The following is a 12919-nucleotide window of genomic DNA, read 5'->3' on the forward strand; positions in this document are numbered from 1 at the left end:
TTTTATGAATTTATATCATTTTTCATACATATTTACGGTTCTTCTGCCAGTTCGTGGATAGCTCTTACCGCTGCATCCACTTCTTCCTCCGTGTTGTAATGCGAGAAACTGAATCTCACAGCTCCCTGCTCTACCGTTCCGAGTGCTTTATGCATAAGCGGTGCACAATGTCCTCCTGATCTGGTAGAAATGTTATATTCCATAAGAAGCTCATCACTCACTTCTGAAGAATCATAATCACCGATGTTCAAAGTTACGATCGCACAGCGTTCTTTCTGACTGTAATCCCCATAAATCTTAACGCCCGGGATATCTTTTACCCCGTTATAAAATCTCCACATCAGTTCCTGTTCTTTTCTGCGGATATTGTCTATTCCTTCTTTTTTCAGATACCCAAGAGCCGCATGCAGTCCCGCAATGCCATGCCCATTCAATGTTCCTGCTTCCAAAGCTGTCGGCATCTGTACCGGATGTTCCTTACTGTATGTCTGGATCCCGCTTCCGCCTGTCTTCAGCGGTCTTAACTCTATTCCTTCTTTTACATATATTCCACCTGTTCCCTGTGGTGCAAGCAGTCCTTTATGTCCGGTAAAACACAGAATATCAATATTCATCTCCTGCACATTAATCGGGAAAACCCCTGCTGTCTGAGATGCGTCTACCACAAACATCAGTCCATGTGCATGCGCCATCTTCCCTATGACTGATACATCTACATAATTTCCTGTAAGATTCGATCCATTTGTACAAATGAGCATCTTCGTATTTTCTTTTATCGAAGCTTCCATCTGACTAATGTCAGGCATTCCCTTCTCATCACACCTTATAATGGAAAGTTCTACTCCATTTTTCTCCATCTCATATAAAGGACGAAGCACCGAATTATGTTCCAAAACAGTTGTGATCACATGATCTCCCGGATTCAGGCTTCCCTTTATTGCAATATTCAGACTCTCTGTCGAATTCGAAGTAAATGCAATCCGTCTTGCATCTTCTGCCCCAAACAATTCCGCCAGTCTGTCTCTTGTATCATAGATAACCCTGGATGCACTGAGTGCCGCCTCACTTGCACCGCGGCCGGCATTGCCCATTGAATTCATAGCGTTTACTACTGCATCGATCACTTCCTGTGGCTTATGCATTGTCGTCGCAGCATTATCCATATATATCATACTTGATTCCTCCTAATATCTTCCCCGCATATGATTCAAGTATTATTATAAAAACACCCCGTTTATACAATACTCATTTATTTCCGAACAAATTTGTACATTATTCATATGCTTTCAGTATAGTCCATTTTCCTCTTTTCGTCTAATTGAAACATTATATGAACCCACCGTATTAATAGATTTTTTCTATCATTACAGTGGGTTCATGTTATCAATCGTATTATCGGTTACTCTTCAATTCCGTATACTTCTTTTACTATCTTTACAAAGCGTTCGGTACTTTTTGACATCTGATAATTCTTATTATATACCAGGTTGATATCCCGTCCCTGATCTGCCTTTGGGATTGAGAATGCCAGAAGATCTCCATATTTCACTTCATCTTCTGCCGCAAGCCTGGATATCACAGAGATCCCCATTCCCTGTTTGACTGATTTTTTTATGGTTTCCTGATTCTCGATACTGGCGATAATCTTAAGCTTATCCAGATTGATTCCTGCCGCACGGAGCTGTTTTCCTGCTTCTTTTCTTGTACCGGAACCTTCCTCACGCATGATCAGATGTTCCCCGCCAATCCAGCTGATATCATCCGGCATATCTTCCAACAGCTTTTGATATTTCTCCGTATTCGGTGTGATCACAACCAGTTCATCTTTATAAAATGGGATATATTTACAGTGTTTCTTCTCCAGAACCGTACCGGTAAATCCGACATCTACCATATGATCAATAATCTGTGTAACCACCTGACTGCTGTCTGTCTCCAGAAGTTTAACCTGTTCTTTCGGATACCGTTCATTGAATTTCATCAGAATTTTCGGAAGAATATACTGTGCCGGAATCGTAGATGCTGCAATCGTGATCAGATGCTTGCTCTCTTCTTTTCCTGTTTCAAACCGTTCTTCTATTTTTTTCTGCAGATCGATCATCTGTCTCGCATAGCGGTACAGATCCTTTCCATCGTCCGATAATTTTACTTCTTTTGTGTTTCTTACAAAAAGCCTTGCATTCAGTTCTTTCTCCAGTGACGAAATATGTGCACTGATGGTCGGCTGTGTCAGGAACAGCTGCTTTGCTGCCTTTGAAAAACTGCCTCCCTCTGCTACCTGAACGAAAGCTTCTAATTGTTTCAGATTCATTAGTATGCCACCCTTTCGCTCTCTGCTCCTGTCTTCTTCGTTACCTTGATACTGTCCATGTATTCCAGGATCGGTTTTGCGCTCTTTCTGCTTGTCGCAAACATATCCCTCACCTGTGCGATCGTGATCAGGGGATCTTCTTTCAGATGTTCTCTGATCTTCTCTTTCGCAGTCTCCATATAAGAAGTCAGTGTATACATTTCATCATTTATTTTTACAATCTGCTTTTCTTCTAATAAGATATTCAGGATATCATCCATGATCTCCTGCGGTACATCTTTACATGTGATCTCGGAATATCTTGCAAAGTCAAACCCGGCCTTCTTAAATGTATCCAGCATGATCTCCGATACCCTGTCATAGATCTTATCTTTTCTCACTTCATATCCCGGAGTGCTCAAAAATTCATCCACTCTCTTCAAACTTCCCTGTTCTTCCAGGAGCGTCAGGATTCTGTCATATACATTCGCTTTTACTTTTTTAAAATACGTCGTCTGTACCTGTGCTTTCTTGATTCCGTAGCGGTATGGATACTTCTCTTCGTATTCTGTCAGAGCTTTCAGCAAAATGTGTTCTGCCTCTCTTGCCGAATCGTAGTGCCATACATATGTATCTTTCCTCATCGGAAATACATATACACTTCCCTGCCCTTCCAGTTCTTTTACATCCTGTTCTACCTCTTCGAGTGAAAGTGCCGTCAGTTTCGCAAGTTCAGAGACTGTGATCAGGGTATCTGCATGACTCTTCACATGCATTTCGATCACATCCGCAGATGACCCCTCTTCTTTCCGTTTCAGTTCTTCGATCACTTCCGGCTGGAATCTTCTCTTAATCTTCGGATTCGGCTCCAGAACGACGCCGCCGCCAATGGTTTCCATCGGAGAATAAAAACGTACGACAAATTTATCGCCACGTCTTACAGCAACTTCTTCCTCCATCCGGAGCTGTACATATCCGCTTTCCCCCGGTCCGATCTCTTCTTTGTCCAGAAGTACCGCACGGCACAGGACTTCACTGGTTCCTGTAAAGAAATGCAACCGGGTGTGATTCGTAAGGATTCTCACGGATGAATCCAGCACATTTAACTTTACATCGAGAAGATCTGTATTCTTCATACTGTTCAGAGGTGCCAGCACACATCCCCTTTTAATCTCTTTTTTCTTTACATTTGAAAGATTGATCGCCACGCGCTGTCCGGCATAGCATTCTTTTTTATCTTCCCCGTGCACCTGGATGCTCCGGATCTTACATTCTGTTCCGACCGGGTACATCTGAAGCGTATCTTCTTTTGTAATCGTTCCAGACACCAGTGTTCCGGTGATGATCGTCCCGAATCCCGACAGGGAGAACACTCTGTCAATCGGCAGACGCGGAATGGTATGGATGTCTTTCTGCACAACTTCATCTCTGGTCTGATGCTCAATCTCTTTCACCAGGTCACCAAGCCCTTCACCCGTTGCTGCAGATACCTTTATCAGAGGTGCATGTTCCAGAAAAGTACCGGAAAGCTCCTCCCGCACATCTTCTTCCATCATCTCCAGCCATTCTTCATCCACAAGATCACATTTATTCAGCACAATGATACTCTTCTCAATTCCGAGAAGATTCAAAATATCCATGTGTTCTCTTGTCTGCGGCATGATTCCTTCATCCGCTGCAATTACCAGAAGTACCAGGTCCATTCCGACAACTCCGGCAACCATATTGTTGATAAATTTCTCATGTCCGGGTACATCGATGATCCCCGCACGGTCTCCGCCCGGCAGATCAAAATAGGTAAACCCCAGATCGATCGTAATTCCTCTGCGCTGTTCTTCTTCCCAGCGGTCTGTATTTCTTCCGGTCAGTGCTTTGATCAGTGTCGTCTTACCATGATCAATGTGTCCGGCCGTTCCGATAATAATATTCTTCATAGCCTTCTTTCACACCTACCGTTCTTCTTTTTCTTTCTGTCCAAGTAATTCCGTCAGTTCTGATGCGATCATCTTATAATCCTTGCGTTCGATCGTTCTGACATCCAGACAAATACTGTCATTGACTGTTCTTGGAATAATCGGGATCTCCAGATGCCGCATCTTTTCTTCCATCTCAGCTACACTCATACCATTTGGCTGGATGGATACGGCGCGGCTTTCCATCCTTTCAAGCGGAAGGGATCCTCCACCGATCTGTGATTCATAAGACACGACCTGTATCTTTGCATCCATTCCTGTACGGCGTAAGATTCTGGCAAAATATCCCGCTTCTTTTTCAATCTCATCAAGCGGCATTGCGATCATCCGCAGAACAGGAATATTCTGTACGGCTGTCTCTTCTGACAGATACTCCATCAGAACCATCTCCAGTGCCGCCGCCGTAAATTTATCAATACGGAGTGCACGGGTCAGCTGGTTCTTCTTCATCATATCAATATATTTCTTCTTACCAATGATAATTCCGGCCTGTGGACCGCCCAGCAGTTTGTCACCACTGAAACACACCACATCAGCACCATGTGCAATGGATTCCTGTACAGTAGGCTCATGCGTCAGTCCATATTTTTCCAAATTGATCAACACACCGCTTCCAAGATCTTCTACTACTGGAATCCCATGTTCCTTTGCAATCGGTACCAGTTCGTCAATTCCCACACTTTCTGTAAATCCGACAATCCGGTAATTGCTGGTGTGCACCTTCAGAAGTGCCTTTGTCTCTTCTGTAATTGCCTCTTCGTAATCTTCATAATGCGTCTTATTCGTCGTTCCGACTTCGACAAGATTTGCACCGCTCTGTTCCATTACATCCGGAATACGGAACTTTCCGCCGATCTCGATCAGTTCCCCTCTGGAAACAATCACTTCCCCGCCTTTTGCCAGGGAACTTAAGATCAAAAGCACGGAAGATGCATTATTATTGACCGCCATGGCAGCTTCTGCACCGGTTAACTTACACAGTAATTTTTCAAAATGTGAATACCGCTCTCCTCTTCTTCCTGCTTCCAGATTATATTCCAGGTTCGAATATCCACTGACGATCTCAGCTGCCCTCATCATATGCTCGAAGCTTATCGGGGCACGGCCAAGATTCGTATGCAGGATGGTTCCCGTTCCATTGATCACTTTCTTCATATTCGGTGTATGCATTGCAGATACGGCTTTTGCGATATTTTCATTCAGAAGAGCAATCTGCTGTTTTGCTTTTTCTTCCTCTTCACACACTCCGATAAATGCACGGAGTTTTTCCATCTCACTGTGGATCGCTTCCATGACGCTTTCACGGCTGTATGTCTCAATCAATACTTTTATCCCTTCGTCTGCAAGAAGAATATCCACCTTCGGAATACTCCGATATAATAAATTCTTATTCATTATACTTCTCCATTCTGTCATTCTTTTCAAATATTAATTTTAGAATAACCGGATCAGCTTATCACTCTTTGGCGCAACTGTTCCGATTACGGAAACGGTTGTATCCAGTCCTGATGTTTTAAAATCTCTCATCATATTCTCATATTCTTTTGGTGATACACTGATGAGAAGTCCGCCGGAAGTCTGTGGATCATAAAGAAGATCTAAATATGTCTCATTCACCGATCCTACTTCCACCTTATCAATCGAATATCTCTTGTTCTTATAGGCACCTGCCGGAACCAGTCCCATCTTCGCATAATCATATGCATCCTGAAGATATGCAATGTCGGTAACGCTGAGTTCAAATGTCACATCACTTGCGGATGCCATCTCAACACAGTGTCCAAGCAGTCCAAAACCTGTAATATCCGTACATGCGGAAACATCATACTTCTCTACAACCTGCTTGCCTGTCTTATTCAAGGATGCCATAACCGTCTGTGCCTCGCGGATTGCCGATGGCGATGCCATCTCTGCTTTGATCGCAGTATTCACGATACCACTTCCGATCTGTTTTGTAAGAATCAATATATCGCCAGGTCTACAGCCATAATTCTTAAAGATCTTATCCGGGTGAACAAATCCGGATACGCAGAGACCGTATTTTGGCTCATCATCCTGTACCGAATGACCGCCGACTAATACCGCACCTGCTTCTTTTACCTTATCTGCACCTCCCGCAAGAATATCGCCAAGGATCGCCGGATCCAGGCAGTTCGGGAAACCTACGATGTTCAATGCTACTGCCGGCTCTCCTCCCATCGCCCACACATCACTGAGCGAGTTGGCCGCGGCGATCTGTCCGAACATATATGGATCATCTACGATCGGAGTAAAGAAATCAACCGTCTGAATCATCGCAATATCATCTGTCACTTTGTAGATGGCAGCATCATCGGAAGTCTCGATTCCTACTATTAAATTGTCATCCTCAAATTTTGGCAGCTTACTCAGAACCTGAGCAAGGGTCTCCGGACCAATCTTGGCCGCTCAACCTGCGGTTTTGCTTAAACTCGTTAATTTTACATCTGATTTCATTCTTATTACTCCTCCTGTTTTTCATACCTTTTTCCCAAGACAATCCATTTATCTCTCTGACACGCCCGGATTTTTGTATTCATTATACATACATGATATTATAAGAAAGCCGGAACTCCTGCATCTTTCTTCAGGAATCCGGCTTTTATCCAGATATGTAAGTAAATTTATGACGGTCTGACGATTCTTCCTGCTTTTGCCATTGTCTCCACAATGCTATACATATTCGTAACTGTACCAACTGCAAGCTTGTCTTTCAGACCATAGTAATCCAGACAGGTTCCACATGTCATGATCTCTACTCCCTGTGCTTCCAGTGATTTCAGATCTTCCAGAGAATCCGAATCTTCTGTTGTCAAGGTTGCTCCTCCATTATAGAAAAGCATTGTCTTTGGCAGAGTATCAAGCTGTGTCACTGCAAAGATAAATCCTTTGATCAGTACTTTACCTAATTCATCATTTCCAGATCCCATACGGTCAGATGATACAACAACAACTGTATTGTCTCTTGCATCCGGTACGCATACTGCTTCTGCTTCGTCTGCTGCCGGTGCTCCTTCCATTTCAATCGTAACTTTAAACTCGGCATCCCCAAGCTTCTCAGAAGTAACTTTTCCTCCTGAACCTGATGCCATCTTTGTTACATTCTGCACTGCGATCTCATTGTCAACCAGAACTTCAATTGTCTCCGGTCCGGTCAGTGCAGCTATTGCCTTTTTGGTCTTAATAACCGGGATTGGACAATTATCCCCCATAGCATTAACTGTAATCATAATGATTCCACCTTTCCATCACCATTCCCACAATCAATACATATAGAAATATTCTATCATTATTTATGGAAAAGGTAAATATATAAATTATATAAAAGCCTGAAAACGTCTATCCTTAGAATCCTATCTCCGGATAGCCATTCCCATACTCTTGTACCTCAAGTATATGGTATGATCCATCTTCATAATACGCCGGTTTCATACCACCTTTTTTCAGAGCTTTCATAAACTCTTCCATTGTCCTTATTTCTTCCGGGAACCAGGTCGCACAGACGCCGACTTTCTCCGGAACATGACAGTCACTGGATCCCATCGTACAAAGTCCAAGTTCCTGTGCATATCTTGCTGCCTTCTGGCACGCTGCTACAGAAGTACTTCCATTCAGGACTTCCAGACCGTCCAGGCCTCTTACTGTCCTTAAGTTCTCTTCCAGACCTCTGTTATTATTCCGGAATGGATGTGCCGCAAAGCAGAAGCCTCCCTGACTCTTTACAAGATCTATAAACTCCTGGGCCGGAATCCTTTCATCCGGGTATTCCTCAATTCCAAATGCGATGATGTCTCCCTGCAAAGAGAAAAACTCGATCCCGACAAAGATCGGAAATCCGGTTTTTTCCGCATATTCTTCCGCATATTCTTTCAGTCCCATATCATCATGGTCTGTGATGCAGATTGCGCCAAGACCTTTCTCCCTGGCAATTTCCACCATCTGTTCTAATTTTAAGAAACTGTCTTTTGAACAGGTCATTTCGTGCATGTGTGTATCTATAAACATGTTTCCCGGCTCCTTTAATCTTCCTTTATATTACAAGCTTTTCTCTCACTCCTCATTATATAAATAACCGCTCCGGGTTTCAAATAGAGAATCTTAATATAACCATTCCCTTATAGATGAATTCTATATAAAAGGCCCAGATATTAATCCAGGCCCTGCAGAACCCGTTGATCCTGCCTGTTCGTCTCTTTTGTCTTTGTACTTATATTTAACTCTTCCTGTTTCTCCAGACATTCTTTGATTGCTTCATTCAAAGACAGCATCTTTTCATCCAGCGTTGATACCATCTCTGCACATTCTCTCAGATCCCTGCTGATATACTCCGGCGCATCTCCTTCGAATTTATAATAGATCTTATGTTCCAGACTTGCCCAGAAATCCATTGCGATCGTACGGATCTGAATCTCTACCTTGGTATCTACAACGCTGTCAGAAAGAAATATCGGTACAGATACCAGCATATGATAGCTCTTATATCCACTTTCTTTTGGATTCTTAATATAATCTTTGATCGACAATACTTTCAGATCACTCTGATTGCCGATCATCTCTGCCAGCCGGTAAATATCCGACGTAAAGGAACAGATCAGGCGTACTCCTGCAATATCATTGATATATTTTACCATGTTCTCAATCGATATCTCGTAACCATACCTGCGTAACTTCTTTACAATACTTTCCGGTGTCTTAATTCTTGTCTTGATATGTTCGATCGGGTTGTATTTATGCACATGTTGAAATTCATCATTCAGTATCTCCAGCTTTGTCCCCACTTCTTTCAACGCTGAATTATACAGGAACATGATCGTCTTCCAACTGTCGACATCTTCATAGTTCTTCATCGTATTTTCCATATAAATGTTCTCTCTCCTCTCTTAACGAAGAGTTAAACCAGCACTGTTAATATTATACCATAAGTACTGCTAATATGTCTTATTTTTCACATTTATTTTAGAAAGATTATACATATGTAAAACAAAAAGAAGCTATCCTCAGACAGCCTCTCTCCACTCATTTTTTAAAATTCAATTCCTTCTCTCGCCTGTACCTTACGGTCATACGGATGCTTTACCTTCATCATCATCGTCGCATAATCTGCCAGATCCAGAAGATCCTGCGATACCTCATGCCCTGTCATAATGATCTCCAGTCCACGCGGCTTATGTTCCAGAAAACTTCTGATCTTCTCTTCACTTAAGACATTCAGATGGATCGCACACAGCGATTCATCCAGCACTAGCACATCAAAATTCGTACAGAACTTTACGATCTCATCCAACGCTTTATTATTATAATGGCGGAGTTCCGCTTTCTCATCTCCGTTCATCCGGCTTACAAACTTTACCTGATCACGCCCCGGAAGGCAGGTGATCCCGGGTACAGATTCCAGAATCTTTCTCTCATTTGAAGAATTATCTTTCAGGAACTGAAAGAAGAGCACCTGAAGTCCGGCTCCGGCGGCTCTGACTGCCTGTCCGACTGCTGCTGTTGTCTTTCCCTTGCCATCTCCGTAATACATATGAATTCTTCCAGTGCCCATCATAACTTTCTACCTGCTTTCTCCTAAATATCTCTGTAAAATCTGAACTCACATTCATTCTACAGGACATTATAATCGTTTACACCGAAAATGTAAATACAGGTAGTTTCTCTAAAATTCCAGTTTCATATCTCCGGTCTTAATCCAGTCTTTCTTTCTCATGAATTCCGAAATACCAAGTGTCACGACTGCCGGAAGTACGATCTGGATCAGTAATATTTTGATCAGAACCATCTGTGCGGACTCTGTCTGGATCATCGTCTGCCACGTCATGATCTGTCCCACCAGACCTGCTGTCCCCATACCGGAACCGGTCGCATTATTCGTCATATGAAGCACCATTGTTCCTACCGGTCCGAGAATTGCGCTCGATATAATTGCCGGAAGCCAGATTACCGGTTTCTTCACAATATTCGGAACCTGTAACATGGAAGTGCCGATCCCCTGTGCCAGAAGTCCCCCGACTTTGTTCTCACGGTAACTTGCCACGGCAAATCCTACCATATTACAGCAGCATCCTACTGTTGCGGCTCCTGCTGCCAGACCGGACAGATTCAGGATCACACCAAGTGCTGCCGAACTGATTGGCAGTGTCAGGATCATTCCCATCAGTACCGATACAATAATCCCCATCAAAAACGGCTGCTGCTCTGTTCCCCAGTTGATCAGTGAACCAAGCCAGCTCATGAATCCCGAGATTGGAGGTCCGATCAGGAATCCCACCAGACATCCACTTCCGATCGTCACGACCGGAGTCACCAGAATATCCACCTTCGTCTTACCGGATACCATATGTCCGAAGAAGATTCCCACATAGGCAGCAATGAACGCTCCCAGCGGCTCTCCCGGTCCGGCAAATACCATAGCTCCGTCTACGAATACCTTTCCGGCCAGGATACTGCTTGCAAATGCACCTGCCATTCCGGCCGTTGCTGCCGACACCACTACCAGCGGTGCTTCCTTAAACTTATAGGCTACTGCCACACCAATACCGGCTCCGGTAAGGGTTGCTGCAAGCTTACCTGCGATGAAAATCATCTCTCCGATATTTCCGCCCATAAATGTTCCGATCTGCTGGATGATCGTGCCGATGATCAGTGTTGCGAACAGACCGTGCGCCATGGCGCTTAAGCCTTCAATGAAGATGCGGTCTAATACTTTCTTTACTTTTTTCATATAACGTTCTCCTCGTCCTTCCTTATCTGCTATTTTTTGTCGATCAGTGCTGATTTACAGATATTTCGTTTGCATTTACATGTGTCTTGTCACATGTCACGAGTGTATCATACAGCTACAGGAAAAACAAGAATTGTTTTGTTTCTGTCAAAAATTAATCTTATCCGGATGTGAACCAGAGTTCCCGAAGTTCTCTATTTTGTCTATCTGTTCCATATCCTCCGGTAATAATGAAAAATCAAAGACTTCTGAATTTTCTTTTATCCGGGATGGTGTTACCGATTTCGATAATGGCAGCACCTGATGCTGCAGACACCAGCGAATACATATTTGTGCAACTGTTTTTCCGTATTTCTGTGCAATCTGCTGTAAATTTGGATGATTTAATACCCGTCCGTTTCCCAGCGGACTCCATGCTTCTACCTGTATCATATTCTCTTTACAATATTTTACAGTTTCACTCTGCATCCATCCCGGATGAAATTCAATTTGATCAACCATTGGAATGATTTCTGTCTCCATCAGAGCCTTCAGATGATGCGGCATAAAATTAGATACTCCGATTGCTCTTATCCTGCCCTCTTTATAAAGCTCCATCATTGCTTTCCATGTAGAAATATTTATCTCTTCCCAGTTTTCAAACTGATTCACAGAAGCCGGCCAGTGTATCAGATACAAATCCAGGTAATCCGTTCCCAGGTCCTGACATGTTTTTTCAAAAGCATGAAGTGTCTTTTCATAACCACGTTCCGTATTCCATACTTTGCTTGTGACAAACAACTGCTCCCTTGAAATTCCACTTTCCCGGATTCCCTCTCCTACACTGGTTTCATTTCCATATGCCGCCGCTGTATCAATATGCCTATATCCCAGTTCAATTGCAGTTTTTACACTTACGGAAGCAGTCTCTCCATCCGGTGTCTTCCATGTTCCATATCCGATACACGGAATTTCTACTTTATTTCTCAACTGAAATGTATCCGTTAAACTTTTCATTATATCTCTTCCTCCTCATCTAATGTTTTCTGATTGTCTGACACATACATTATTATACTATTGCCTTACTGTTTTTTCCATGCAATCCCGTCTTTACTTTATTTTTGATTCCCTGTATACTTGGAATATCAAATTGTAATATTCTTTAGATTTTCCAATCTGAAAATCCAAATATACACACGAACAGGAGGACTTCATATGTTCCGTTTATGGGGAAAAGAATTTAAAGACAATCATATGCTGCGCGACACCGTAATCTGCGATGAGACGGATGACACCAGAACGCATAAGATATTCAATGCTCTGGACTCGATCTGTTATGAGTTCGACCTCAGCAAACCGATCTGGCTGGATCATAATATTGATGAATTCAAAAGACATGACAAGACAAGATTCTATCAGGATAACTTTGTAGATTCCATTGATTTTGATTATCTGGAGATTCATATTATTGAAGAATAAAAATCACAGCCCGAGAGTTTTTTGCTCCGGGCTGTATAACTATAATTCTATTTTCTGTAATTTATACTGTCTGACATAGTACGTCATTCATTGCATTTCTATACGCATTCCATTCTTCGATCATTCTTTCCAGATATTTTTTTCCATTGACTGTAATGCAATAATATTTACGTAATTTTCCGTTAACTTCCTGATTATAAGATTCCAAATATCCCGACTGTACCATTCCATGCAGCATTGGATACAAAGCACCGACTTTAAGTTCAAAAATATTATTCGATTTTTTTGCCAAAGCATCAATCATCTCATACCCGTACATATCCTTTTCTGACAAAAGTTTTAAAACCAGCATTGCTGAATTACCAGAAACCATGTTTTTATTAACTTTCATGCTTTCACTCCTCACTAGCGTTAACATACTCACCAATTATTTTATAATACCTTAACCCTAATCATTTT

The 12919-nt window shown here is 42.6% G+C and carries 13 protein-coding genes; 1 reads left to right on the plus strand and 12 read right to left on the minus strand.

Features of this window, described 5'->3' with window-relative positions; all coding sequences use genetic code 11:
• Positions 1–32: 32 nt before the first annotated feature.
• The 11 genes from NKF87_RS11105 to NKF87_RS11155 form a co-directional block, all read right to left on the minus strand.
• On the minus strand, positions 33–1172 hold the full coding sequence (locus tag NKF87_RS11105) for an aminotransferase class V-fold PLP-dependent enzyme (RefSeq protein ID WP_117597708.1): 1140 nt from the start codon (positions 1170–1172) through the stop codon (positions 33–35).
• A 227-nt stretch (positions 1173–1399) separates the two neighbouring features.
• The gene (locus tag NKF87_RS11110) at positions 1400–2311 is read right to left on the minus strand and encodes a selenium metabolism-associated LysR family transcriptional regulator (RefSeq protein WP_117597709.1); all 912 of its coding nucleotides are present in this window, start codon (positions 2309–2311) and stop codon (positions 1400–1402) included.
• Positions 2311–4224: a selenocysteine-specific translation elongation factor gene (gene selB, locus NKF87_RS11115; RefSeq protein ID WP_117597710.1), complete on the minus strand. Its 1914-nt coding sequence runs from the start codon at positions 4222–4224 to the stop codon at positions 2311–2313. Before selB ends, NKF87_RS11110 begins: the two co-directional genes overlap by 1 nt.
• A gap of 15 nt (positions 4225–4239) precedes the next feature.
• Positions 4240–5658 (minus strand): L-seryl-tRNA(Sec) selenium transferase, encoded by a 1419-nt coding sequence (selA, locus tag NKF87_RS11120; protein WP_117597711.1) that lies wholly within the window; start codon positions 5656–5658, stop codon positions 4240–4242.
• A 39-nt stretch (positions 5659–5697) separates the two neighbouring features.
• Positions 5698–6738, minus strand: a complete 1041-nt coding sequence (selD, locus tag NKF87_RS11125) for a selenide, water dikinase SelD (RefSeq protein ID WP_171029302.1) — start codon at positions 6736–6738, stop codon at positions 5698–5700.
• Positions 6739–6905: 167 nt separating this feature from the next.
• Positions 6906–7511, minus strand: coding sequence for a sulfurtransferase-like selenium metabolism protein YedF (gene yedF, locus NKF87_RS11130; protein WP_028088482.1), 606 nt, complete (start codon positions 7509–7511; stop codon positions 6906–6908).
• 115 nt (positions 7512–7626) lie between these two features.
• A complete protein-coding gene (locus NKF87_RS11135) occupies positions 7627–8286 on the minus strand; it encodes a PHP domain-containing protein (protein WP_117597713.1) in 660 nt (219 codons plus the stop codon).
• A 143-nt stretch (positions 8287–8429) separates the two neighbouring features.
• The gene (locus NKF87_RS11140) at positions 8430–9140 is read right to left on the minus strand and encodes a GTP pyrophosphokinase (RefSeq protein ID WP_055283683.1); all 711 of its coding nucleotides are present in this window, start codon (positions 9138–9140) and stop codon (positions 8430–8432) included.
• A gap of 164 nt (positions 9141–9304) precedes the next feature.
• Entirely contained in the window at positions 9305–9829 is a 525-nt protein-coding gene (locus NKF87_RS11145) for a cob(I)yrinic acid a,c-diamide adenosyltransferase (protein WP_028088485.1), read from the minus strand.
• 108 nt (positions 9830–9937) lie between these two features.
• Positions 9938–11002 carry a PTS transporter subunit IIC gene (locus tag NKF87_RS11150; protein ID WP_117597714.1) on the minus strand — a complete coding sequence of 355 codons (1065 nt, stop codon included), beginning with the start codon at positions 11000–11002 and terminating at the stop codon, positions 9938–9940.
• Between the two features lie 147 nt (positions 11003–11149).
• On the minus strand, positions 11150–11998 hold the full coding sequence (locus NKF87_RS11155) for an aldo/keto reductase (protein WP_215721185.1): 849 nt from the start codon (positions 11996–11998) through the stop codon (positions 11150–11152).
• 198 nt (positions 11999–12196) lie between these two features.
• Between NKF87_RS11155 and NKF87_RS11160 the strand changes: the two genes are divergently transcribed.
• Positions 12197–12460, plus strand: a complete 264-nt coding sequence (locus NKF87_RS11160) for a hypothetical protein (RefSeq protein ID WP_006427348.1) — start codon at positions 12197–12199, stop codon at positions 12458–12460.
• 61 nt (positions 12461–12521) lie between these two features.
• Here the strand turns inward: NKF87_RS11160 and NKF87_RS11165 are convergent, their stop codons facing one another.
• A complete protein-coding gene (locus NKF87_RS11165; protein ID WP_117597716.1) occupies positions 12522–12851 on the minus strand; it encodes a PadR family transcriptional regulator in 330 nt (109 codons plus the stop codon).
• Between the last annotated feature and the right edge of the window lie 68 nt (positions 12852–12919).

The sequence above is a fragment of the Dorea longicatena genome, from assembly GCF_024168045.1.
Classification (GTDB): Bacteria; Bacillota; Clostridia; order Lachnospirales; family Lachnospiraceae; genus Dorea_A.